At 73.5% G+C, this 23403-nt stretch carries 26 protein-coding genes and 1 pseudogene; 16 read left to right on the forward strand and 11 right to left on the reverse strand.

The annotated features are described in order from the left end of the window. Positions 1-219: 219 nt before the first annotated feature. The 3 genes from fbaA (at position 220) to HNR68_RS04270 (ending at position 2986) form a co-directional block, all read left to right on the forward strand. A complete protein-coding gene (gene fbaA, locus HNR68_RS04260) occupies positions 220-1254 on the forward strand; it encodes a class II fructose-bisphosphate aldolase (RefSeq protein ID WP_179717829.1) in 1035 nt (344 codons plus the stop codon). A gap of 116 nt (positions 1255-1370) precedes the next feature. Continuing rightward, positions 1371-1781, forward strand: a complete 411-nt coding sequence (locus tag HNR68_RS04265; protein ID WP_179717831.1) for a DUF3151 domain-containing protein — start codon at positions 1371-1373, stop codon at positions 1779-1781. A gap of 101 nt (positions 1782-1882) precedes the next feature. Beyond that, entirely contained in the window at positions 1883-2986 is a 1104-nt protein-coding gene (locus tag HNR68_RS04270) for an FUSC family protein (protein ID WP_179717833.1), read from the forward strand. A gap of 5 nt (positions 2987-2991) precedes the next feature. Here the strand turns inward: HNR68_RS04270 and HNR68_RS04275 are convergent, their stop codons facing one another. The 4 genes from HNR68_RS04275 to HNR68_RS04290 all read right to left on the reverse strand — a co-directional run bounded on the left by HNR68_RS04275 (position 2992) and on the right by HNR68_RS04290 (position 5181). Then, on the reverse strand, positions 2992-3243 hold the full coding sequence (locus HNR68_RS04275; protein ID WP_179717835.1) for a hypothetical protein: 252 nt from the start codon (positions 3241-3243) through the stop codon (positions 2992-2994). A gap of 10 nt (positions 3244-3253) precedes the next feature. Continuing rightward, complete coding sequence (locus tag HNR68_RS04280; protein ID WP_343049930.1) at positions 3254-3559, reverse strand: winged helix-turn-helix domain-containing protein; 306 nt, start codon at positions 3557-3559, stop codon at positions 3254-3256. Positions 3560-3732: 173 nt separating this feature from the next. Then, a complete protein-coding gene (locus HNR68_RS04285) occupies positions 3733-4365 on the reverse strand; it encodes an HNH endonuclease family protein (RefSeq protein WP_179717836.1) in 633 nt (210 codons plus the stop codon). 177 nt (positions 4366-4542) lie between these two features. Beyond that, a complete protein-coding gene (locus tag HNR68_RS04290) occupies positions 4543-5181 on the reverse strand; it encodes a hypothetical protein (RefSeq protein ID WP_343049931.1) in 639 nt (212 codons plus the stop codon). Positions 5182-5347: 166 nt separating this feature from the next. On the opposite strand from HNR68_RS04290, the gene HNR68_RS04295 reads away from it, so the two are divergent. Then, the gene (locus tag HNR68_RS04295; RefSeq protein ID WP_179717838.1) at positions 5348-6634 is read left to right on the forward strand and encodes an adenylosuccinate synthase; all 1287 of its coding nucleotides are present in this window, start codon (positions 5348-5350) and stop codon (positions 6632-6634) included. A 102-nt stretch (positions 6635-6736) separates the two neighbouring features. Here HNR68_RS04295 and HNR68_RS04300 read toward each other — a convergent pair whose 3' ends face one another. Beyond that, on the reverse strand, positions 6737-8350 hold the full coding sequence (locus tag HNR68_RS04300) for a Na+/H+ antiporter (RefSeq protein WP_179717840.1): 1614 nt from the start codon (positions 8348-8350) through the stop codon (positions 6737-6739). A 230-nt stretch (positions 8351-8580) separates the two neighbouring features. Further along, positions 8581-9684: a glycerophosphodiester phosphodiesterase gene (locus tag HNR68_RS04305; RefSeq protein ID WP_179717842.1), complete on the reverse strand. Its 1104-nt coding sequence runs from the start codon at positions 9682-9684 to the stop codon at positions 8581-8583. A gap of 184 nt (positions 9685-9868) precedes the next feature. Here HNR68_RS04305 and purD point away from each other — a divergent pair, with 184 nt between their 5' ends. The 5 genes from purD to HNR68_RS04330 all read left to right on the forward strand — a co-directional run bounded on the left by purD (position 9869) and on the right by HNR68_RS04330 (position 14382). Then, the gene (purD, locus tag HNR68_RS04310; RefSeq protein ID WP_179717844.1) at positions 9869-11131 is read left to right on the forward strand and encodes a phosphoribosylamine--glycine ligase; all 1263 of its coding nucleotides are present in this window, start codon (positions 9869-9871) and stop codon (positions 11129-11131) included. Between the two features lie 136 nt (positions 11132-11267). After that, positions 11268-11567 (forward strand): hypothetical protein, encoded by a 300-nt coding sequence (locus tag HNR68_RS04315; protein WP_179717846.1) that lies wholly within the window; start codon positions 11268-11270, stop codon positions 11565-11567. Between the two features lie 12 nt (positions 11568-11579). Continuing rightward, positions 11580-12776: a transglycosylase SLT domain-containing protein gene (locus tag HNR68_RS04320; RefSeq protein ID WP_179717848.1), complete on the forward strand. Its 1197-nt coding sequence runs from the start codon at positions 11580-11582 to the stop codon at positions 12774-12776. A gap of 151 nt (positions 12777-12927) precedes the next feature. Further along, positions 12928-14097 carry a pyridoxal phosphate-dependent aminotransferase gene (locus HNR68_RS04325; protein WP_179717850.1) on the forward strand — a complete coding sequence of 390 codons (1170 nt, stop codon included), beginning with the start codon at positions 12928-12930 and terminating at the stop codon, positions 14095-14097. A 120-nt stretch (positions 14098-14217) separates the two neighbouring features. After that, positions 14218-14382 (forward strand): hypothetical protein, encoded by a 165-nt coding sequence (locus tag HNR68_RS04330; protein ID WP_179717852.1) that lies wholly within the window; start codon positions 14218-14220, stop codon positions 14380-14382. 43 nt (positions 14383-14425) lie between these two features. On the opposite strand, the gene HNR68_RS04335 is transcribed toward HNR68_RS04330, so the two are convergent. Together HNR68_RS04335 and HNR68_RS04340 are read right to left on the reverse strand one after the other, a co-directional pair. Further along, positions 14426-14956 carry an HAD-IA family hydrolase gene (locus HNR68_RS04335; protein ID WP_179724643.1) on the reverse strand — a complete coding sequence of 177 codons (531 nt, stop codon included), beginning with the start codon at positions 14954-14956 and terminating at the stop codon, positions 14426-14428. Positions 14957-15031: 75 nt separating this feature from the next. Next, positions 15032-16048, reverse strand: coding sequence for a GntG family PLP-dependent aldolase (locus tag HNR68_RS04340; RefSeq protein WP_179717855.1), 1017 nt, complete (start codon positions 16046-16048; stop codon positions 15032-15034). A 168-nt stretch (positions 16049-16216) separates the two neighbouring features. On the opposite strand from HNR68_RS04340, the gene HNR68_RS04345 reads away from it, so the two are divergent. The 4 genes from HNR68_RS04345 (at position 16217) to HNR68_RS04360 (ending at position 18479) form a co-directional block, all read left to right on the forward strand. Continuing rightward, positions 16217-16732: a SigE family RNA polymerase sigma factor gene (locus HNR68_RS04345; RefSeq protein WP_179724645.1), complete on the forward strand. Its 516-nt coding sequence runs from the start codon at positions 16217-16219 to the stop codon at positions 16730-16732. A 13-nt stretch (positions 16733-16745) separates the two neighbouring features. Beyond that, a complete protein-coding gene (locus tag HNR68_RS04350; protein ID WP_179717857.1) occupies positions 16746-17387 on the forward strand; it encodes a hypothetical protein in 642 nt (213 codons plus the stop codon). 113 nt (positions 17388-17500) lie between these two features. Further along, complete coding sequence (locus HNR68_RS04355) at positions 17501-17824, forward strand: DMT family transporter (protein WP_179717859.1); 324 nt, start codon at positions 17501-17503, stop codon at positions 17822-17824. 70 nt (positions 17825-17894) lie between these two features. Beyond that, positions 17895-18479, forward strand: coding sequence for a TetR/AcrR family transcriptional regulator (locus HNR68_RS04360; protein WP_179717861.1), 585 nt, complete (start codon positions 17895-17897; stop codon positions 18477-18479). Here HNR68_RS04360 and HNR68_RS04365 read toward each other — a convergent pair. After that, a pseudogene (locus HNR68_RS04365) lies at positions 18467-18893 on the reverse strand (ABC transporter ATP-binding protein); the annotation flags it as partial. The gene HNR68_RS04360 and the pseudogene HNR68_RS04365 overlap by 13 nt on opposite strands. A 229-nt stretch (positions 18894-19122) precedes the next feature. Next, positions 19123-19389 (reverse strand): hypothetical protein, encoded by a 267-nt coding sequence (locus tag HNR68_RS04370; RefSeq protein WP_179717863.1) that lies wholly within the window; start codon positions 19387-19389, stop codon positions 19123-19125. A gap of 190 nt (positions 19390-19579) precedes the next feature. Between HNR68_RS04370 and HNR68_RS04375 the strand changes: the two genes are divergently transcribed. The 3 genes from HNR68_RS04375 to purB all read left to right on the forward strand — a co-directional run bounded on the left by HNR68_RS04375 (position 19580) and on the right by purB (position 22698). Beyond that, complete coding sequence (locus HNR68_RS04375; protein ID WP_179717865.1) at positions 19580-20371, forward strand: RNA polymerase sigma factor; 792 nt, start codon at positions 19580-19582, stop codon at positions 20369-20371. 642 nt (positions 20372-21013) lie between these two features. Next, a complete protein-coding gene (locus HNR68_RS04380) occupies positions 21014-21175 on the forward strand; it encodes a hypothetical protein (RefSeq protein ID WP_179717867.1) in 162 nt (53 codons plus the stop codon). A gap of 89 nt (positions 21176-21264) precedes the next feature. Further along, positions 21265-22698 (forward strand): adenylosuccinate lyase, encoded by a 1434-nt coding sequence (purB, locus tag HNR68_RS04385; protein WP_179717869.1) that lies wholly within the window; start codon positions 21265-21267, stop codon positions 22696-22698. Between the two features lie 15 nt (positions 22699-22713). Here purB and HNR68_RS04390 read toward each other — a convergent pair whose 3' ends face one another. Continuing rightward, entirely contained in the window at positions 22714-23364 is a 651-nt protein-coding gene (locus HNR68_RS04390) for a TenA family protein (RefSeq protein WP_343049933.1), read from the reverse strand. Positions 23365-23403 lie beyond the last annotated feature (39 nt).

Raw genomic sequence — 23403 nt, forward strand, 5'->3', positions numbered from 1 at the left:
GTCCGCCGCGCCCGCGAAACCCCAGCGTGTGAGGATGTACACAGGATTCGTCCTGATCTGAATCCTTGCACCAGCTTTCCAAAACAGGTCGGGCTCGGGCACTGTGACGCGAAAGTGTGGCGCCGAGCCGACGACGCCCGCGGGTCGCGGGGAGCGGCTCGTAGGATGCTGCGCAACTCTCCGTCACCAAGACTGAACTCCATGCGAGGAGGACGACCGATGCCCATCGCGACCCCCGAGGTCTACGCGGAGATGCTGGACCGGGCGAAGGCGGGCGAATTCGCCTACCCGGCCATCAACGTGACCTCGTCGGAGACGCTCAACGCGGCGCTGCGCGGGTTCGCGGAGGCCGAGAGCGACGGCATCATCCAGCTGTCGACCGGCGGTGCCGAGTTCGCTTCCGGCACGAAGGTCAAGGACATGGTCACCGGCGCCACCGCGCTGGCCGAGTTCGCGCACGTCGTCGCCGCGAAGTACCCGGTGAACATCGCCCTGCACACCGACCACTGCCCGAAGGACAAGCTGGACGGGTTCGTCCGACCGCTGATCCAGATCAGCCAGGAGCGGGTCAACCGCGGTGAGAACCCGCTGTTCCAGTCCCACATGTGGGACGGCTCGGCGATCGACCTCGACGAGAACCTGGAGATCGCGCAGGACCTGCTGGCCGCCGCGGCCAAGGCCAAGATCATCCTCGAGCTGGAGGTCGGCGTCGTCGGTGGCGAGGAGGACGGCATCGCCAACGACATCAACGAGAAGCTCTACACCGCGCCCGGCGACTACGAGAAGACCGTGGACGCCCTCGGCAGCGGTGAGAAGGGCCGCTACCTGCTGGCCGCCACCTTCGGCAACGTGCACGGCGTGTACAAGCCGGGCAACGTCAAGCTGCGCCCGGAGATCCTGAAGAAGGGCCAGGAGGTGGCCTCGCAGAAGCTGGGCCTGCCGGCCGGTTCCAAGCCGTTCGACCTGGTCTTCCACGGCGGCTCGGGCTCGCTGCTGGAGGAGATCCACGAGGCGGTCTCCTACGGCGTGGTGAAGATGAACATCGACACCGACACGCAGTACGCCTTCAGCCGCCCGATCGCGGACCACATGTTCAAGAACTACGACGGCGTGCTGAAGGTCGACGGCGAGGTCGGCAACAAGAAGACCTACGACCCGCGCAGCTACCTCAAGGTGGCCGAGCAGTCCATGGCTGCCCGCGTCGCCCACGCCTGCGAGAACCTCAAGTCCGCCGGCCGGATGCTCGCCGGCTGACGCCGGTCTTCGTCCTGGAGGGCACCTCCCGTCGGGAGGTGCCCTCCGCGCATCACCGGGTCGAGTGGTGCGGTCGGTGCCGGACGGTGGGTCCGGGCACCTGACAGGATTGGGTCATGACGAAGAACCTGTTGGAACCGCCGGAGACCCTGCTCCCGGAGAACACCGAGGCGCAGGCCGAGCTCGGCGCGGGCACCGACCCGGCCGTGGTCGCCGCGCACCACCCGGCCTTCAGCGCCGCGTGGGCCGCGCTCGCCGAGGCCGCGCTGGCGTCCGGGGAGAACATCGCCGCCTACGCCTACGCCCGCACCGGTTACCACCGGGGACTCGACGCGCTGCGCAAGGCGGGTTGGAAGGGCTTCGGGCCGGTGCCGTGGCGCCACGAGCCCAACCAGGGCGTGCTGCGCTCCATCGCGGCGCTGGCCAAGGCCGCGAAGGCGATCGGCGAGGACGACGAGCACGACCGCTGCCGGCAGCTGCTCGTCGACAGCGACCCGGCCTCCGTGGAGGCCACCGGCCTGGCCTGAGCAGCGGTGACGCGGAGGTCGTGAGTGCCGGGACCGGCTCCAGCCGGCCTGCGCACTCACGACGTCGCGGCGCGACGGGCGATCTGACGGACAATGCCCGTGTGCACCGACTGCGCGAGGAACTGGTCCGTCGGCTCCGCCGACTGCTGCGCACCGGCGTGCCGATCGTGCAGTGCGCGGTCGCGGCCGGGCTCGCGTGGTTCGTCGCCAAGAACGTGGTCGGCCACCCGTTGCCGTTCTTCGCGCCCACCGCGGCGGTCATCTCGCTCGGCGTCTCGCTGGGCCAGCGGATGCGCCGCTCGCTGGAGCTGGTCGTCGGCGTGAGCATCGGCATCGGCGTCGGCGACCTGCTCATCTCGGTCATCGGCACCGGCTCCTGGCAGATCGCGCTGGTCGTCGCGCTGGCCATGAGCACCGCCGTGCTGCTGGACAGCGGGGTGGTGATCGTGCTCCAGGCCGCCTCGTCGTCGGTGCTGGTCGCGACGCTGCTGCCGCCCGCGAGCGAGGGCGGGCTGACCCGCATGGTCGACGCCGCGATCGGCGGCCTGGTCGGGTTCGTCGTCGCGACGCTGCTGCCCGCCAACCCGCTCACCGTGGCCCACCGCAACGGGCGGCTGGTGCTCGGCGCGCTGGCCGACGCGCTGCGCGGCGTCGCCGGGGCGGTGGCGCGGCAGGACCCCGAGATGGCGGGCGACGTGCTCGCCAACGCCCGCAAGAGCCAGCGGCTGGTCGAGGAGTTCCGCAAGGCGCTGGAGACCGGGCAGGAGATCGCCCGGTTCGCGCCCATCCGGTGGCGGCGGCGCGGTGACCTCGAACGCTACGACAACGCGGCGGCGCCCATCGACCGGGCGCTGCGCAACACCCGCGTGCTGGCGCGGCGGGCGCTGGCCGCGCTGCGCGACGGCGAGCCGGTGCCGCGCCCGCTGCCGGCCCTGCTGGAGGAGCTGGCGGGCGCGGTGGTGCTGCTGCGCGACGAGCTGGCCAGCGGGGTCGACCCGCTGCAGACCCGCGAGGCCGCCCGCTCGGTGGCGAAGAAGTCCACAGTGGAGATGCTCGGCGAGGGCGACTTCTCGATGCAGGTGGTCGTCCTGCAGGTCCGCTCGATCGCGGTGGACCTGCTGCAGGCGACCGGCCTGAGCCGGACCGAGGCCACCGCCGCGCTGCCCCCGCTGCACCCCGAAGCCCAGCGCGAGCGGGACAGCTGAGCGCGCTACGGCCGGTGCAGCACCGCGGTCACGGCGTGGTGCAGGGCTTCGTGGTCGCGCGGGTCGTGCAGCCGGCAGTCCGCCGCCGAGATCCGGTACCACTCGTCGGCCCCGGCGTAGCGGATCCACACCTCGACCGCACCGTCGCGGCAGGTGGTGGCCAGCTCCAGGTCACCGGTGATGACGCCGACCTCGTCGGTCATCACCCCGCCCGGCGGTGCGGCGATGGACGAGCGCAGTTCGGTGGCTTCCGGCATCGGCCCCTCCTCACGACCCCTCGATGATCGCGCCGAGGGCGGCGAGGTGCGACTCGTAGGCGTCGCGACCGGTCCGGGTGATGCCGAGCCAGGTGCGCGGGCGGCCGTCGACGCTGCCCTTGTGCACCGTGACGTAGCCGACCGCCTGCAGCGTCGCGATGTGCTTGGACAGGGTGGAGTCGCTGACCTCGACGGTGTCGCGCACGTGCCGGAACTCGGTCTGCTCGGCGGCGACCAGCAGCGCCATGATGGAGAGCCGGACCGGGGAGTGGATGGTGTGGTCCAGCAGGTGCCGGGGATGCTCGCCCCGGCTCACCCCGGGACGCCTTCGGGCGTGGTGATCCCGATCTTGCACATGCCCGCAATCTCGCAACAGCGCACCGGCGTGTCAAGCGGCGGTCCCGCCGGTGCGGCCCGGCGGGACCCGCCCCGGGAACGCGTCCGGCCTGGTCACCGCGCTCGCGCAGCGACCAGGCCGGTCGGGTGTGATCAGCAGCCGTCGAGGGCCTCCTGCAGCGCCGCCTTCTCCGCCTCGGTGACGGTCAGCTGGTACTTGTCCTTCACGCCGACCCACATCGAGGCGTAGGTGCAGTGGTACTCGGCACGCGGGGGCATCCACTCGTCCGGCGTCTGGTCGCCCTTCGACTGGTTGACGTTGTCGGTGACCGCGATGAGCTGCGGGCCGTCCAGGTCGTTGGCGAACCGCTCGCGCTGCTCCTGCGTCCACTCCGACGCGCCGGAGCGCCACGCGGCGGCCAGCGGCACCACGTGGTCGATGTCCACATCGGACGGCTGGGTCCAGGTCTCGCCGTCGTACGGGCTGTACCAGCTGCCGGAGGTCGGGTAGCAGTCCGAGCCGACCTCGACGCCGTCACCGTCGCGCTTGAGCACCGACTCCCGGGTGTTGCAGCCGTCCGAGCCCTCGATCCAGTGCGGGAACTTGTCCCGGTCGTAGCCGTCCATCGAGCCTTCGGGGGCGACGACGAGCTCGGCGAGGGCGGCCTTGGCGGTCGCCGGGTCCGGGATGCCCGGTGGTTCGGCGCCGGCCGGCGTGGCCAGGCCGAGGCCCAGGGCGACTGCGAGGGGGAGGGCGGTCAGGGTCGCGCGCAACGTGCCTGTCATGGCTTCCTCCGCGTGGGCGTCGGTTTTGAGATGACCATTGCCCACGCAGGTGGACGGATCAATGCCGGTGCGTGGCCAGTGGGTGACTTGGCGTGAAATCGCCACCGATCGTGTCACTTCCTGGTGAATCTCGCACCGAACGCGCGCCACCGTGGCACGGCGGGGTGAGCCCGGGGCTCAGCGGGCGAACAGCAGGTCCTCGGTGTGCCGGTACCAGACCCACTTCTCGGCCGGGCGCGGGTGCTCCATGCCGTCGTGCACGACCGTGCCCGGCAGGAACGACGCCTGGACCGCGCGGCCCTTGGTCACCTCGCTGCGCCGGCGCAGCAGGCCGCGGCGCACCGTGGTCACCACCAGCCCGTCGGTGGCCGGGTCCAGCATCGCGTTCATCGGGTCCGAGGTGGGTTCCGGCAGCGGCTCGGCGTCCGGGTCGGGGGTGACCGTGAGGCTCAGCGCGCGGCCGTTGAGCACCCGTTCGTCGTCGCAGTACACCTGGCCGGTGATCGGCTCGATGGTGCCGGCCCCGAGCAGCACGCCGCCCGAGTCGTCGCGGATCAGCGCGGACGGCCGGGGGTCGGCGGTGAGCGCCCGCTCGAAGTCGCCGGGGGTGAGCCCCCACAACCGGGCGGCGGGCGAGTCGGTCACCGGCACGTAGCCCACCACCAGGTCGGCCAGGCGGCCCTTGCGCAGCAGGCGGAGCACCACCGAGGCGAAGTCGGCGTCGGTGCCGTGCACCACCAGCCGGTCCGAGGCCTCGGCCAGCAACGGGTCCAGGTCCTGCCGGGTCGGGCGGACCGGCACGTCGAACCATCGCACACCGTCACCGGAAGGACGCGCTGCGCGGTCAACGTTTCCGCAGGACAATGCGGTGGTACTCACGTTTCGCTCCTGGTTTACCCTGATCGACCGGCATACCCCGAGGTGGGAGCGGGCGAAGCGTGCGGTCACGCTGGCGACCACCCAGTCCAGGTTGGAGTTTCACATGCCGGCGATCGTGCTGATCGGCGCCCAGTGGGGCGACGAAGGCAAGGGTAAGGCGACCGACCTGCTCGGCGAGCAGGCGCAGTGGGTCGTCCGCTACCAGGGCGGCAACAACGCGGGTCACACCGTCGTGCTGCCCGACGGGCAGGACTTCGCGCTGCACCTCATCCCGTCGGGCATCCTCACTCCCGGGGTGACCAACGTGATCGGCAACGGCGTCGTGGTCGACCCCGGCGTGCTGCTGGAGGAGCTGGCCGGGCTCGAGGAGCGCGGCGTGGACACCTCGCGGCTGCTGGTCTCCGCCGACGCGCACCTGATCATGCCGTACCACGTGGCCATCGACCGGGTCACCGAGCGGTACCTGGGCAAGAAGCAGATCGGCACCACCGGCCGCGGCATCGGCCCCTGCTACCAGGACAAGATCGCCCGGGTCGGCGTCCGCGCGCAGGACCTGCTGGACGAGAAGATCCTGCGGCAGAAGGTCGAGGCCGCGCTCGACGTGAAGAACCAGATCCTGGTCAAGGTCTACAACCGCCGGGCGATGGACGTCGACGAGGTCGTCGACACCGTGCTGTCCCAGGGCGAGAAGTTCGCCAGCCGGATCGCCGACACCAAGCTGCTGGTGAACCAGGCGCTGGACCGCGGCGAGACGGTGCTGCTGGAGGGCTCGCAGGGCACCCTGCTGGACGTCGACCACGGCACCTACCCGTTCGTGACCTCGTCGAACCCGACCTCCGGTGGCGCGTGCGCCGGCTCCGGCATCGGGCCGACGAAGATCACCTCGGTGATCGGCATCCTCAAGGCCTACACCACCCGCGTCGGCGCCGGTCCGTTCCCGACCGAGCTCGCCGACGAGGCCGGCGAGAACCTGCGCAAGCAGGGCGGTGAGTTCGGCGTCACCACCGGCCGCTCGCGGCGCACCGGCTGGTTCGACGCGGTGATCGCCCGCTACGCGACCCGGGTCAACGGCATCACCGACTACTTCCTGACCAAGCTCGACGTGCTGTCCGGGCTGGAGACCATCCCGATCTGCGTGGCCTACGACGTGGACGGCGAGCGCGTCGACGAGATGCCGATGACGCAGACCGGCGTGCACCACGCGGTGCCGGTGTACGAGGAGGTGCCGGGCTGGTCGGAGGACATCAGCGGCGCCCGCAGCTTCGAGGACCTGCCGGCCAACGCGCGGGCCTACATCGAGCGCATCGAGGAGCTCGCGGGTGCCCGGGTCTCGGCGATCGGCGTCGGCCCCGGCCGCGACCAGACCATCGTCCGCCACACCATGGCCTGACCACCGCGGGGGACCGCGCGTCCCCGCCGCGGACAGGAGTGCAGGGCACCTCTCACCGACTGGGTCGGCGGGAGGTGCCCCCCACCTCCGCGGGTCCTCGGCTCAGCGGCTGCGCCAGGAGCTGTCGAGGGCTGCTTCCTGCAGGTCCAGCTCGCGGAGGACGCGGCGGAGGACCTCGTCGTCGAGGTTGCCCGCGTCGCGCTCGTCGGCCATCGCCGAGCGCTGCACCTCCAGCAGGTCGCGGCGCAGGTCCGCGAAGCCGCGGCTGGCGGTGTCCTCCCGCTCGGCCGGCGTCCGGCCGACCTGCTCGGCCGCAGCCATGCCCTGGTGCTCCACCAGGGCCTTCATCCGGGTGATGATGCGCTCGAAGCGCTCCGGGTCGGTGCCCACGTCCGCCGGGGTGAGCTGGTCCAGGTAGCGCAGCGCCGCGTTGGTGGCCGTCACCCGCGCCTCGGCCTCGGCCTGGTCGTCGCGGGCCGCCTCGTCGGGGTCGATGACGTCCAGCTTGCGGATCAGCCAGGGCAGCGTGGTGCCCTGCACCAGGATGGTGGCGACGGTGATCACCGACGCGACGAACTGGATCACGTCCCGCGCCGGGAACGGGTCACCCGCACTGGTGGTGTACGGGATGGCGCCCGCCGCGGCGAGGGTGACCACGCCGCGCATCCCCGCCCAGGACAGCACCGCGGTGCGCCGCCACCGCCCGCCGGGTCGCTTGCCCGGGCTCAGCAGGTGCGACAGGCCGGGCAGGTAGTTCGAGCTGTACATCCACAGCACGCGGAACAGGACCGTCGCGGCGAAGATCGCCAGCGTGGCCACCAGCAGCGAGCCGATGTCCCGCCCAGAGGTGATCAGCTCGTCGACCACGGTCTTGAGCTGCAGCCCGATGTAGGCGAACACCAGGCTCTCCAGCAGCAGGTTGATCGAGGCCCAGACGGTGTGCTCCTGCAGGCGGCCCGCGGCGCGGGCGCGCGGCTGGTTGTGGCCGACGTAGAGCCCGGCGGTGACCACGGCCAGCACCCCGGACCCGGACAGCTCCTCGGCGGTCAGGTAGGCCAGGAACGGCACCAGCACGCCCAGCACGGTCGCCACCTGCACGTCCGGGATGCGGGTGCGCGCGGCCTGCGCGAGCACGCCGAACACCAGCCCCAGCGCGACGCCCACGACCACGGCGAGCACGAACACCAGCGCCCCGTTGGCGAGCGTGGGCGTGGTGCCGACGACGGCGGCGATCGCCATCCGGTAGATGGTCAGCGCGGCGGCGTCGTTGATCAGGCTCTCGCCGCCGAGGATCGTCATGACGCCGCGCGGCAGCTTCAGCTGGCGGCCGATCGCGGAGGCGGTGACCGCGTCCGGCGGGGCGATCACCGCGCCGAGCACGATCGCCGAGGTCAGCGGGAGTTCGGGGATGAGCGTGAAGGCGAGCCACCCGATCACGAACGAGGTGGCGATCACCTGCAGCACGCCGTGGTGCACGATCTTGCGGATCTGCGCGCGGAAGTTGGTGTAGGAGCTCTCCAGCGCCGCGCCGTGAAGCAGCGGGGGGAGCACCACGGTGAGCAGCATCTCCGGGTCGATGTAGAGCTCGGACGTGCCGGGGACCAACGACACCAGCAGCCCGACGAGGACGAGCAGCAGCGGTGCGGCGATCTCGCGGGTGCGGGCCAGGGCGGTGACGAGCAGTGCGCCGATCAGCACGAGGAGCAGTTGGACCACCGGGTGACACCTCCGTCCATCATGGACAGGTTAGGCGCCGCGCCCGCTCCGGGGCTCGCCACTACGACGCTGATCACAGCACGTGACGCCCGCGACCAGCGCCGCAGTGGCGCGCCCCCGCGCGAGAGACCGCGATCCCACGGGAGGTCGAGTGCCCGGCTCCCGCTGGAGTCGCGTCCGACCGGGCCTCCCGGTGACCACGCCCGGTCGCGCGGCGGACCCCCGGGGTGTCAGTGCTCGGCGACGTCGTCGCGGGCGGTCACCGCGATGTCCGGGTGGTCGGAGAAGACCCCGTCGATGCCGGTGTCGAACAGCGCGCGGAAGAAGCCGAAGACGTCACCGAAGTCCGCCGGGTCGTCCGAGGACCGGAACTCCCCCGGCAGGAACTCGTTCTCCGCCCGCACGGTGTAGGGCACGACCTCCAGCCCGGCCGCGTGCGCGTCGGCCACCACCGGCGTCGGCTCGCCCACCGAGCCGTCCTCGCCCACCGGCAGCACCACCTCGATGGCCGGGCCGATCACGTCGGCGTACTCGGCGACCTCCCGCAGCCCCTCCGGCGTCACCAGGTCCTCGTAGGTGCGCGGATCGCCCGCCTCGACGAAGTCCTGCGGTGCCCCGCTGTCGCTGATCAGCTGCACCAGGTCGACGTCCAGCTCCTCGTCGAGCTCCTGGAGGTTGGACACCTCGAACGACTGCACCGCGACCTTCGCGCCCGGCCGGTTCAGCCCGTTGCGGTCCAGTGCCTCGACCACGCCCGGCTCCAGCGGCAGGCCCAGCTCGCGGAAGTAGCTCGGGTGCTTGGTCTCCGGGGCGACGCCGATGTCCCGGTGCAGCTCGCGGGACAACCGGTCACGCAGGTCCAGGACCTCCTGGAAGGTCGGCACCTCGTAGCGGCCGTCGTAGATGGTGTTGTGCGGCCGGACCTCGGGGATGCGCTCCACGGCGCGCAGCGTCTTGAGCTCGGCCAGCGTGAAGTCCTCGGTGAACCAGCCGGTGACCTCGGTGCCGTCGATGACCTTGGTGGTCTTGCGGTCGGCGAACTCGGGGTGCTCGGCGACGTCGGTGGTGCCGCTGATCTCGTTCTCGTGCCGGGCGACCAGCACGCCGTCCTTGGTCGGCACCAGGTCGGGCTCGATGTAGTCCGCGCCCGTCCGGGCGGCCAGCTCGTAGGAGGCCAGCGTGTGCTCCGGCCGGTACCCGGACGCGCCGCGGTGGCCGAAGACCGACACCACCTCGGTGTCGGCCGGCGGTGCGGCGACGGCGGGCGCGGTGACCAGACCGAGCCCCGCGACGGCGGCGGCGGTCAGCGCCGCCAGGCGTCCCCGAATCGTCATGGTGCCTCCCTGCCTCTCTGCAGCGTGGTGATCGCTGCACACTCGTGCAGAACCGTGGCCGCCGCAATCGACCGTTCGCGCAAGCGGGTGCGACGAACGGTCGACGGCCAGGTGAACGTCGTGGGGCGGCCGGTTGGCGGGGGCAGCGCTGACGTGGCCTGCCGCACGCTCTACGCTGCGGTTCGTGCGAATCCTCGTGATCGGTGGCGGTGGCCGTGAGCACGCGATCGCCCTGGCGCTGTCCCGCGATCCCTCCGTCACGGCGCTGGCCTGCGCGCCCGGCAACGCGGGCACCGCTGCGCTGGCCGAGAACTACGGCGTCGACGTCGCCAAGCCCGACGAGATCGTCGAGCTCGCCACGAAGTGGCGGGCCGACCTGGTCGTGTTCGGGCCGGAGACGCCGCTGGTCGCCGGCGCGGCCGACGCGGTCCGCGCGGCCGGCATCGCCTGCTTCGGCCCGTCCGCGGCGGCCGCCCGCATCGAGGGCTCGAAGGCCTTCGCCAAGGACGTGATGCTCGCCGCCGGTGTGCCCACCGCGCACAGCGAGGTGGTGGACAACCCCGCCAAGCTGGACACCGCGCTGACCCACTTCGGGCCCACCTGGGTGGTCAAGGACGACGGCCTGGCCGCGGGCAAGGGCGTGCTGGTGACCAGCGACTTCGACGCGGCGCGGGCGCACGCGCTGAAGCTGCTCGACGGCGGCCACCCGGTGCTGCTGGAGTCGTTCCTGGACGGCCCGGAGGCCTCGTTGTTCTGCCTGGTCGACGGCACCACCGTGGTGCCGCTGCTGCCCGCGCAGGACTTCAAGCGGGTCGGCGACGGCGACGCGGGCCCCAACACCGGCGGCATGGGCGCGTACGCGCCGCTGCCGTGGGCGCCGGAAGGCCTGGTCGACGACGTGGTGCGCACCATCGTGCAGCCGACCGTCGACGAGCTCGCCCGTCGCGGCACCCCGTTCTCCGGCCTGCTCTACGCCGGTCTGGCGCTGACCTCCCGCGGCCCGCAGGTGATCGAGTTCAACTGCCGCTTCGGCGACCCGGAGACCCAGGCGGTGCTCGCCCTGCTGCAGACGCCGCTGGCCTCGCTGTTGTCCGCGGTGGCCCACGGCGAGCTCGCCGAGCACCCGCCGCTGGAGTGGGAGTCCGGTGCCGCGGTGACCGTGGTCATCGCCGCCGAGGGCTACCCGGGGCGGCCGCGCGTGAACGACGTGATCCAGGGCAGCGACGGGCAGGGCGTGCTGCACTCCGGCACCCGGCGCCGCGAGGACGGCGCGGTGCTCTCCGCGGGTGGCCGCGTGCTGTCCGTGGTGGCCACCGGCGAGGACCTGGCGGCGGCGCGGGAGGCGGCGTACCGGCGGGTCGACGGCGTGCACCTGCCGGGGGCGCACTACCGCACCGACATCGCGCTGCGCGCGGTCCGCGGTGAGATCACCGTGCCGACCGCCTGACGCTTTCGGACATCCGGGCGAGGGGCCGCCCGTTGGTCGGGGATTCCCACCAACGGGCGGCCCCTCTTCTGCTTTCCTGATCAGGGGAACCTCGGGCCTGGTCCCCCTCGTCGGAAAGGCCGGGTGAGGAGGAGTCGTGACGCAGGCGGGCTACAACGTGGCGGCGCTGGAGGACTGCCGGGCGGCGCTGGACGGCCAGGCGGGTCCGGTCGGGGCGGTCGGTGACGGGTTCGAGGGCCAGCACGTCGACGCCGCGATCTTCGGCGAGCTGGACGCGGCTGCCGGCTTCGCCGCGGCGATCACCGAGCTGGACACCACGGGCGCGGAGGAGTTCCACGCCGCCGAGGAGCTGCTGCGCAGCGCCGGCAGCGCGCTCGACGCGGTGCGCAGCACCATGGACGAGATCGACCAGGCCAACGCCGAGTCGTTCCGCTGAGCTGGGGGTGCGATGGGGATCGCGGAAGAGGTGGCGAGCAAGCCCGGTGGCGGCGCGCTCGCCGAGCAGCTGCGCAAGGTGGAGGACAGCGAGCCGGACGCGGTCCGGGCGATCGGCGCCCGCTGGCGCGAGGCGGCCGGGAAGGCCGACGACCACAGCAGCGTGCTGGTGCGGGCGGTGCGGGGGCTCGACGGCGCGTGGCAGGGCGCGTCCGCGGACGCCTTCGTCGGCTACGTGGACCAGGTCACCGACGGGTTCGCCAAGGCCCGGGAGGCGCTGCAGGGCTCGGCCGACGTGCTCGACCGGGCGGCCGACGCGGTGCAGGCCGCCAAGGACGCGGTCGTCGCGATCGGTGAGCGGGCGCTGGCCGACGCGCGGCGCGCCGAGCAGGCCTACCAGCAGGAGGTCGCCCACGCCGCCGACGACGCGGCGGAGGCGGAAGCGGCGGAGCGGCGCGACGAGGCCATCCGCCAGGCGATGGAGGAGCACGCGGAGGACGCCCAGGGCGAGGTCGACGCGGCGAACGCGGCGCTCAGCGGGGCGCTGGGTGAGCTGCGGGGCGCCGCGGACGGGCTGCGGGACGTGTTCTCCCGGCTGCCGAAGGCCGGGGACCAGCCGTTCACGCCGGGCGAGGGACGGACGGTCGACTGGGAGATGACCGAGCCCGCGGCGACGGCTCCGCAGTCCGCGGCGCCCGCCGAGCCCGGGTCGGGCGGCGGTTCCGGTCCCGGCTCGGGTGGGGTCGCCGCGTCCGGCGGCGGTGGTGGTGGCAGCAGCGACGGCGGCGGTGGTGGTGGTTCCGAGGGTGGTCTCGGGCCGAGCGGTGGCCCGCCGTCCAGCGGTCCGCCGCCGGGGAACGTCGAGGAGTGGATCCGGGAAGCGATCAAGGTCCTGCAGGCCAACGGCGTCCCGGTCACCGAGGACGACATCGACGAGATCTGGACGATCATCCAGAAGGAGTCGGGCGGTGACCCGCACGCGATCAACGACTGGGACTCGAACGCGGCCAAGGGCACGCCGTCGAAGGGCCTGATGCAGTGCATCGACCCGACGTTCCAGAGGTACAAGCTGCCGGGGCACGGCGACATCTGGAACCCGGTGGACAACATCATCGCGGGCGTCCGCTACACCTTCGACCGCTACGGCGGCTTCGAGAACCACCCGGGCCTGAAGTCGATGGCCCGAGGTGGCGGCTACCGCGGCTACTGACCCGCCGACACGTCACCCGACCTCCACCGGCACCGCTCTCCCCCGCGGCGCGTCGGGCCCCGACACGCCGGGGCGTGCCCACGGCAGGGGGCGGCTGCGGACGGTGGGGGCGGGGGTCCCCGGGACGTGGCGGGCCTGGCACGCTGAACGCATGGTCGATCCCGCGGTTCTGGGCGTCGCGCAGCGCGCTGACGTCGCACCCTTCCAGGTCATGGAGGTCCTGACGGCCGCTGCGGAGCGGCAGCGGGTCAAGGGCGATGTGGTGTCGCTGGCCGCCGGCCAGCCCAGCACTCCCGCGCCGCGCGCGGTCCGCGCAGCCGCCGCCGCGGCCCTCGAGGGCGATCCGCTCGGCTACACCGAGCAGCTCGGCGTGCCCGCGCTGCGGGAAGCCATCGCCGCGCACTACGACCGCTCCCACGGGCTGCCGGTGCAGGCCGAGGACGTGGTGGTGACCACCGGCGCGTCCGGGGCGTTCCTGCTCGCCTTCCTCGCCGCGTTCGACGCCGGGGACCGGGTCGCGCTGGCCCGCCCGGGCTACCCGGCGTACCGCAACATCCTGTCCGCGCTGGGCTGCGAGGTCGTGGAGCTGCCGTGCGACGCCTCGACCCGCTTCCAGCCGACCGTCGCGATGCTGGAGCAGCTCGACGAGCCGGTGCGCGGCCTGGTCGTGGCGAGCCCGGCGAACCCCACCGGCACGGTGCTCTCCCGCGCCGAGCTGGCCGGTCTCGCGGAGTGGTGCCACTCCCACGGAGTCCAGCTGGTCAGCGACGAGATCTACCACGGGCTCAGCTACGGCGACCCGCTGCACTCGGCGTGGGAGGCCTCCCGCGAGGCGATCGTGGTGAACTCCTTCTCCAAGTACTGGTCGATGACCGGCTGGCGGCTGGGCTGGATGCTGGTGCCGCCGCGGCTGCGCCGCGCCGTCGACTCCCTGACCGGCAACTTCACGCTCTGCCCGCCCGCGCTCTCCCAGCACGCCGCGGTCGCGGCCTTCTCCCCGGACGCCCTCGACGAGGCCGCCGGGCACGTCGAGCGCTACCGGCGGAACCGCGAGCTGCTGCTGGGCGGTCTCGAGGAGCTCGGCATCACGCGGGTGGCCCCGGCCGACGGGGCGTTCTACGCCTGGGCGGACATCGGCCACCTCACCGACGACACCTCGGCGTTCTGCCGCCGCCTGCTGGACGACACCGGGGTGGCGGTGGTGCCGGGCGCGGACTTCGACCCGGAGCGGGGCCACCGCTTCGTGCGCATGTCCTTCGCGGGCAGCACCGAGGACGTCGAGGTCGCCCTGGAGCGCCTCGGGGCATGGCTGCCCGGCTGACCGCGGGTCCGGGACATCCCTGGGTTTCCCCCGGTCCTCGCGTCGATCCGGACCAACCGCCTCCTCCGTCTGGCAGGGTGGGGGTGACGGAGTCGGTGCGGCGGAACTGAGGTGGGTGCCATGTTGTGGAAGGTGATCGGCGGGCTGCTGGTCCTGTGGCTGGTGATCTCGATCGCCGGCGTCGTCGTCAAGGGCCTGTTCTGGCTCGCGGTGATCGGTGGCGTCCTGTTCGTCGCCACCGCCGCGATCGGCTGGGCCAAGGAGCGCAAGCAGGTCAAGTCCTAGGTGCGAGGTGGGGCACCCCGGTGCGGCGGTGCCCCACCTCCGCTCAGGTCAGGACCGCGCGGGAGCGCAGCAGCTCCAGGGCCGCCTCCGGACCGGGCCAGAGCTCGGCGGCCAGGCCGACCCGCCGGGCCCCGTCGACGTTCTCCGGGCGGTCGTCGAAGAACAGGCAGTCGCCGGGTGCGGCGCCGAGGACCTCCAGCAGCGCGCGGTGGACCGCCGGCCCGGGCTTCGCCAGCTCCAAGTCGCCCGAGAACACCAGGTGCCGGAACAGCCGCGTCCAGTCCTCCCGCTCGACCGCGCGCCCGAACGCCGACGGCGCGGTGGACCGCAGCGCCAGCGCGACGCCCTGCCGGTGCAGCTCCTCGAGCAGCCGCAGCGACCCGGGGTCGGTCCAGCCAGCGAGCACGTCGGTGCGGGTCAGCCGCTCGGCCAGCGCGGCGTCCACCTGCCGGTCCAGCCGCGCGCGCACCGCCTGCCAGTACGCCAGGTCGCTCCAGCCCCGGTCGTAGGCCGTCCGCTCCGCGGAGCACGCCGCCGCGAAGGCCGCGGCGTCGACGCCGAGCATCGCCGCCATCGTGGGCAGCGCCGCCGTCGCCCGGCTGATCACCTCGCCGTGGTCGAACACCACCACCGCGGCACGGGCTCCTCCTCAGATCCGGGCATCGTCGATCCGCCGCAGCGCCTCCTTGATGTCGGCCCTGCTCACGTCGCGGTGCGTGACGAACCGGATCTGGCCGCTCATCGACACCGCGCGCACGCCGACCGCGGACAGCCGCTCCAGCGCCAGCGCCACGTCCGGCACCGAGGCGAGCACGATGTTGGTCTGCGGCGTGGTGACCGACCAGCCGTGCTCGGCCAGGCCCTCGGCGAGCAACCGGGCGTTGTCGTGGTCGGTGGCCAGGGAGTCGATGCGGTCCAGCGCCACCAGCCCGGCCGCGGCCAGCACGCCGCCCTGGCGCACCCCGCCGCCGAGCATCCGCCGCACCCGCCGGGCCTCGGCGATGAAGTCCTCCCCACCTGCGACGACGGAGCCCACCGGGGCGCCGAGGCCCTTGCTCAGGCACACCTGCACGCTGTCCACGCCCACGGCCAGCGCGGCGGGCGGCAGCCCGAGGGCGACCGAGGCGTTCCAGATCCGCGCCCCGTCGAGGTGGACGCGCAGCCCGCTGTCCCGGGCCGCGGCCGCCAGCTGGGCGTGCTCGTGCGGCGGCGTCACCGCGCCACCGGCGCTGTTGTGCGTGTTCTCCAGGCAGAGCAGCGTCGTGCGGAGGGTGTCGTAGCCGGACTCGCCGAGGCTGCGCACGGTCTCCGGGGTCGGGCGCCCCGGCCCGGCGTTCCACTCCAGCGGGTGCGGCATGCCGCCCGCCAGCCACGCCGCTGAACCGAACTCGTAGTTGAGCACGTGGGAGCCGTGCGGTGCGAGGAACCGGTCGCCGCGCTGCAGGTGCAGCACCAGCGAGATCAGGTTGCCCATCGATCCGCTGGGCACCCAGAGGGCCGCCTCGGTGCCGAGCAGCGTGGCGACGCGTTCCTCCAGGCGGCGCATGGTCGGGTCGTGGTCGAGCACGTCGTCGCCGACCTCCGCGGCAGCCATGGCCGCGGACATCCTCTCGTCGGGACGCGTGACCGTGTCGGAGCGGAGGTCGATGGGAGCCAGGTTGGTCACGAACGGATCACACCACACCTGCCCCGGGGGAGGGCAACAGCCGGGCGCGGCCCACCGGGGAGATTGCGGTATGAATCGCGGGGGTGGATCGCTGGGCCGGCGCGTGCAACGGTTGGGGCCGGGCGTCCCGTCCCAGACGTGCAAGCACTGATGAGCGGAGAGTTCCGCGTGGACCAGCGCGAGGAGCAGGAGTTCGCGGAGTACTTCGCGGCTCGGCGGGAGGCGGTGCGTCGGATGGCGTACATGATGTGCGGTGACTGGCACCGCGCGGACGATCTCGCTCAGACCGCGTTCATCTCCCTGCACCGGCACTGGCGGAAGGTGCGCGACAAGGGCGCGCTGGACGCGTACGTGCGCCGGATCCTGACGCGAGCGGTGATCGACGAGTCCCGCCGTCCGTGGCGGCGGGAGCGGGCTGCGGAGGTGCTGCCGGACCGACCGACGGACAACCCGGACGTGGACGACTCGGTGGCCACCAAGCAGACCTTGCTCGTCGCGCTGCAGAAGGTGCCGCCGAAGCAGCGCGCGGTGCTCGTGCTGCGGTTCCTGGAGGGGCTCGACGTCGCCGGGGTCGCGGCGGTCATGAAGTGCAGCGAAGGCAACGTCAAGAGCCAGTGCGCCCGGGGGCTCGCGGCGTTGCGCGAGGCGCTGGGCGACGAGCTCGGGGACCTGCGGTCAGCGTGAGGAGGTGCGGGTAGTGGACGAGCGCAAGCTCGAAGAGCTCTTTCGCGGTTCGGTGCAGTCCGTGCCTCCGGCGTCGTTCGACGAGCACGACGTGGTGCGGGCGTCGCGGCGGATCACGGCGCGGCGCCGGGTGGCGGCCGTCGGGGCGACGGTGGTGGCCGCGGGCGTGCTCGCCGGGGGCGTCGCCGTCGTCCTGCCCTCGGGGCCCGAGACCAGCCAGCAGGCGCAGCCGCAGGTCACCCCGGCCTCGCCGAGCAGCGAGGACGGGCCCGCCGTGCTGTCCCGGCGCGGGGGTGGCTGCGGGCCGGACGCGACGGTGGCGGCGGCGGTGACCGAGCAGCTGCCGGAGGCCGCGGCGACCGCCCCGGTGTCGGTGCCGAGCTGCCCGTCCGGGGCCGAGGTGGCGTCGTTCGAGCTCCGCGAGGGAGCGGCCGCGGGCAGGGTGACGGTGATCGTGTCCCCGGCCGGCGCGCTGCCGCCGGACCAGGCCACACCGGGTGACGCGCGGCGTCCCGACGGCTCCGAGCAGTCGGTGCGGCAGACCCGCAGCGGCAAGCTCGTCGTGGTGCGCAGTGCCCCGGACGCGGGCTCCCCGGCGGCGCCCTACCGTGCCCGCCTGCCGCTCATCGCCGACGGGCTCGCCGGCCGGTTCTGACCCCGCCGCACGCCTGCGCTGCGGTTGCCTGCCTCACCGAGCGACCCGCGCGCACCATCGGACCGGTACGGTCGTACCAGAAAGCGGCGGACCGAGGGAGAGGGCGACCGGCGATGGCCTGGATCATCCTGATGGTGTCGGGGGTCTTCGAGGCGGGGTGGGCGATCTCGCTCAAGCTCTCGCACGGCTTCAGCCGCCTGGTCCCGACCCTCTCGTTCCTCGTGCTGGCCGCGCTGAGCTTCGCGGGCCTGGCCTACGCGATGCGCGAGCTGCCCGCGGGCCCGGCGTACGCGGTGTGGACCGGGATCGGCGCCGCGCTGACCGCGATCGTCGGCATGGTCTGGCTCGGCGACGGGTTCTCGGTGCTCAAGGCGGTGTCGATCGTGCTTGTCGTGGCCGGCGTCATCGGCCTCAACCTCGCCGGCTCCGGCCACTGAGCGCGGCCACCGGGCCGGGGGATTCGCGGGGTGACCGGGTCGCGCGCGGTGGCGCATAGGATCGGCAGGCATGACAGCGGCCAGTACCCCGAAGGGCGAGCGGCGACGGCAGGCGCTGGTGGCGGCCGCCGCGGAACTGCTCGCCGAGGGCGGCTTCGACGCCGTCCGCCACCGCGCGGTCGCCGAGCGCGCCGGGCTGCCGCTGGCGTCCACCACCTACTACTTCTCCTCGCTGGACGACCTGGTCAGCGCCGCCGTGGAGCACGAGTCGCGGCAGGAGCTCGCCGCGGGCCGGGCACGCCTCGACGAGCTGACCGACCAGCCCCGCAGCACCGACGCGGTCATCGAGCTCATGCTCGACATGCTGCTGGGCCTGGACTCGCGGGAGGGCGGCGTCGAGGCGGTGCTGCTGCGCTACGAGCGGCTGGTCGGCCTGCCCCGGCGCCCCTACCTCGCGCCGCTGGTGCGCGAGCTCAGCGCGGAGCTGCACGACCTGCTGGCGGAGATCTTCGCGCGCAGCGGCATGGCACTGGGCCGGGAGCGGCTGCTGGAGCTGATCGCGCTGGTCGACGGGGCCGTGGTCAACGCGCTGATCGAGAGCGACCCGGACCCGCGCGGCGCGGCCCGCCGGATGCTGCGCTCTCAGCTCGGCTGAGCCACCCGGTGCAGCGCGGCGTACGAGCCGTCGGCCGCGAGCAGCTCGGCGTGGCTGCCCAGCTCGACGATGCGCCCCTCGGACATCACCGCCACGCGGTCGGCGTCGCGCGCGGTGTGCAGCCGGTGCGCGATGGCGATCACCGTCCGGCCGTCCAGCAGCGTGGCCAGTGCCTGCTCCAGCGAGCTGCTGGGCCCGCGCCGCGGGCACCGGGTGCCCGCCCGCGCCGAGCACGGTGTCCAGCCCGTCCGGCAGCGCCCGCAGCCACTCCGCGAGCCCGACCGCCTTGAGCGCGTCGACCAGCTGGTCGTCGGTGAGGTCCCGGTCCGCCAGGGCCAGGTTCTCCCGGACCGTGCAGGCGAAGACGTGCTGCTCCTGGGTCAGCAGCACCACCTCGCGGCGCAGCTGCCCGTCCCCCGGTCGGACGCCCTCGTCGAGGGCGGCACCGACGACGAGCGGTGCCAGTGCGGTGGGCAGCATCCAGAGCGAGCCCGCGACGGCGACGAGCAGCAGCAGTCCCGGTCGCCGTGCGAGCAGGGACCACAGGAACCGGGCAGGACTCGCGGGAGCCATGCTCCGACCGACGGAAGTTCGGGCGGGCGCGGGGAGCGATCGATTTTCCGCTCGTCCCGCCGGCGGTCGCTCAGAAGTCCCAGGTGGTTTCGGCGTAGTCGGCTTCGGCGATCCGCGCGGCGCAGTCCGGGCACCGCTCGGTGATGGACTTCGAACGGGGGTCGCGGCCGATCGGGGTCGGCTGCGGGACCTTCAGCTGCGCCCCGCACAGCGCCGGCACGACCTGCCCGGCGTAGACCGCGCCGGGGCGCATGGTCGTCGCGTGCCGCTGGGTCAGCCCCATCCCGACGATCCAGAACACGTCCTGCCGCTCGCCGTCGACCACGTCGATGTCCATCCTGCTGCGCCCTCGTCCTCGGTTGTCGCGTTACAACGATATTCGGCCGGACGTCCGCAGGACCACCACCGCCCGGGGCGTCGGTGGCACCTCGGCCCGCTCCCCGGCGTCGGAGTCCGGGGAGTCCGTGCAACCCCGCGCGAGCCGCGCCCGTGGGGAGCGGCGGTCGCGCGGAAAGGGGACGTGGTCGATGCGGGCCGAACAGGAACGGGCGTTCCGCGAGTTCGTCAGCGAGCGGGCCTTGTGGCTGCGCCGCTCGGCGTACCTGTTCCGCGGGGACTGGCACCTGGCCGAGGACCTCGTGCAGACGACGCTGCTCGAGCTCTACCGTTCCTGGCGCCGGGTCGACATGTCCACAGTGGACGCGTATGCGCGGGTCGCCCTGCTGCGGGTGTGGCTGGACGAGCGCGAGCGGCCGTGGCGCCGCGCCGAGTGGCACGACGCCGACCCGCCGGAGACCGGCGACCGCGACGCGGACCCGGCCGAGCTCGGCGAGCGGGCCTGGGACCGCGACGTGGTGCGGCGCGCGCTGGCCGAGGTCCCGCCGCGGCAGCGCGCGGTGCTCGTCCTGTGTCCGCACCGGAGCTGGCGGCGCACGGCGAGCGGGTGCTGCGCCACCTCGTCGAGGTGGTCGCGCACGACGTGCCGGGCACCAGCGACGTCGGTGCCCCGAGCCCGTTCGAGGCGGTTCCGGGGCACCGGGCCGAACCACCCGCGTCCGTGGACGTGTTGTCCCGCTCGACCGCGTCGCCGCCGGTGGGCGCCCGGTGCCGGTGCTGCTGCACGTGGCGGTGCACGGGCCCGGGGTCGTGACCCGCCGGCCCGAGCGGCCCTGCGCGGCCGACCCGCCGGTCGTCGTCGAGCACTGCGACCGGCAGGTCCGCCCGGACGGGTCCGTCGTCGTGGACCGCACCACCCGGCACCCGGTCTGGGGCGCCCGACCGCGAAGCCACGCACGACCGGGTCGACGGCTCGGTCGTGACGGTCCGCGCGTCCCTCGGCGGCACCCGGCCGGACCCGACCGCGAGCGCGCAGCACGCGCCGCCGCTGGACGCCGCCGCGAGCACCGCGCTGGTCACCGACCCGCAGCTCGCCCTCACCGGGTGCGCGCCGCACCACGACGACGAGGAGGACACGACCATGTCCACCACCGCACGCCGGCGCTCCGCGCTGGCCACCGCGCTGGCGCTGGCCGCCGCGGTCTTCGCCACGCCGGTCGCCGCCTCGGCGGCACCCGCCGACGTCCCGGACATCGAGGGGCCCCGGCCGGCACCACGCCGCCGGACCACACCCCGGAGGAGGTCGAGGCGATCGCCGCCCGGTTGCAGCAGCACGTGGCGCAGACGTTCCCCGAGCGGGTCCCGCAGGCGGCGGACCCGGCGACGCCGGTGCCCCGGCTGCTGGAGGACGACGTCCTGTTCCACACCACGACCTTCCACGTCCTGGAGGGCCGCACCGGGCTGCCCCTCCAGTACGACGCTCCGGGCGAGGTGACGGTCTCGCCGGAGGAGTCCTGCGCGCGGGACACCACGGCCACGCGCTGCGAAGGCGTCCTGCTCCCGGACGGCTCGGTCCTGCGCACGGCCCACGGCCGCACCCCGAGGATCCGGAGGGATCGATCACGGTGCAGCACTGGCGGCTCGACGGCTCCGTCACCTTCGCCAGCGCCTGCAACGACGACCCGGTCCTCGACGACGACCAGGACCCGAACCCGCGGCCGCAGATCCCGGTGACGTGGGAGCAGCTGGCGGCGTTCGCCACCGACCCGGCCCTCGCCTCCCGCTGATCCGGCGCGGCGGCCCGACCCCCGACCGGGCCCCGCACCCGGCGGGCGGTGGGCCGAACGGGGGATGCACGCCGGTACCCTGGCTGTTCGTGACGGTCAAGCCCAGCATCCCGAACGTCCTCGCCGCCCGCTACGCCTCGCCCGAGCTGGTCGAGCTGTGGTCGCCGCAGCACAAGATCGTGCTCGAGCGCAAGCTGTGGCTGGCGGTGCTGCGCGCCCAGGCCGACCTCGGCATCGAGGTCCCGGAGTCGGCGCTGGCCGACTACGAGCGGGTGCTGGAGCAGGTGGACCTGGACTCCATCGCCGCCCGCGAGCGGGTCACCCGCCACGACGTCAAGGCCCGCATCGAGGAGTTCAACGCCCTCGCCGGTCACGAGCAGATCCACAAGGGCATGACCTCGCGGGACCTCACCGAGAACGTCGAGCAGCTGCAGGTCCGCCGCAGCCTGGAGCTGGTGCGCGACCGCACGGTGGCCGTCCTGGCGCGGCTGGGGCAGCTCGCCGCCGAGCACGCCGAGCTGGTCATGGCCGGGCGCTCGCACAACGTCGCCGCCCAGGCCACCACCCTCGGCAAGCGCTTCGCGACCGCCGCGGACGAGCTGCTGGTCGGCTACCGCCGGCTGGAGGAGCTGCTCGCCCGCTACCCGCTGCGCGGCATCAAGGGGCCGGTCGGCACCGCGCAGGACATGCTGGACCTGCTCGGCGGCGACGCCGAGAAGCTCTCCGAGCTGGAGCGCCGGGTGGCCGAGCACCTCGGCTTCGGCCAGACCCTGACCAGCGTCGGCCAGGTCTACCCGCGGTCGCTGGACTTCGAGGTGCTGACCGCGCTCGCCCAGCTGGCGGCCGTGCCGTCCAACGTGGCGACCACGATCCGGCTGATGGCCGGGCACGAGCTGGTCACCGAGGGCTTCAAGCCCGGCCAGGTCGGCTCCAGCGCGATGCCGCACAAGATGAACACCCGGTCCTGCGAGCGGGTCAACGGCCTCGCGGTGGTCCTGCGCGGCTACGTCTCGATGACCGGCGAGCTGGCCGGTGACCAGTGGAACGAGGGCGACGTGTCCTGCTCGGTGGTGCGCCGGGTGGCGCTGCCGGACGCGTTCTTCGCCTTCGACGGTCTGCTGGAGACGTTCCTGACGGTGCTGGACGAGTTCGGCGCCTTCCCGGCGGTGGTGGCCCGCGAGCTGGACCGCTACCTGCCGTTCCTGGCGACCACGAAGGTGCTCATGGCGGCGGTGCGGGCCGGTGTCGGCCGGGAGACCGCGCACGAGGCGATCAAGGAGAACGCGGTCGCCGTGGCGCTGGCCATGCGCGAGCAGGGCGTGGAGCGCAACGACCTGCTCGACCGGCTGGCCGCCGACGACCGCCTGCCGCTGACCCGCGAGCAGCTCGGCGAGCTGCTGTCGGACCGCCTCGCCTTCACCGGCGCGGCGGCGTCCCAGGTCGGCGAGGTGGTGCGGCAGATCGAGGAGATCACCGCGAAGCACCCGGAGGCCGCCGCCTACCGCCCCGCCGACATCCTCTGAGGTCGCGGCGCCCGCTCAGGCCGAGTGGGCGTCGAGCAGGTCCCGTTCGCAGCGGGTGGCCTGCTGGAACAGGCGCAGGCAGCGGGCCCGGTCGCGCTCGTCGAGCTCCGCGCTCACCCGGTCCAGCTCGTCGCACAGCCAGCGCACCCACGCGCGGACGTCCGGGTCGGCGTGCAGCGTGATCCACTCCCGGTGCACGAAGTTCTCCGGCAGGGCGCTCGGCGCGCGCACCGCCCACTCCAGGGCGGACCACTCCGCGGCGGTCAGCACGGCCAGGACCTCGGCGTAGCCGCCGCGCTCGGTGGTGTCCCGCAGCAGCTCCCGGAAGTCGGCGGTCGCCTCGTCCAGCACCGGGCGCACCCGGTCCGCCGCGCCGACCCCGAGCGAGTCGAACGCGCGCCGGAAGTAGGCGCTCTCCTCGTCGGCGACCACCGCGGCCCGGCGCGCGAGCACCTGCCGCGAGGCGGAGCGGTCGGCGGTGGCCACCCCGGCCCCGAGCAGCGCCAGCACTCCGTCGGTGACCTGGTGCTGCTGCACCACGTAGGAGCGCAGCTCGTCCACCGGCACCAGCCCGTCGAACAGGGCCTGGGTGAACGGGTGCATGACGACCGCCGTCCAGTCGGGTTCGCTGCGCTCGCGGAGCCAGCTGGTGAACGTCTCGCTCACGGGATCCTCCTGTGCGCCGGGGTGGGCCCGCCCCCACCA

The sequence above is a fragment of the Saccharopolyspora hordei genome (assembly GCF_013410345.1).
Taxonomy (GTDB): domain Bacteria; phylum Actinomycetota; class Actinomycetes; order Mycobacteriales; family Pseudonocardiaceae; genus Saccharopolyspora; species Saccharopolyspora hordei.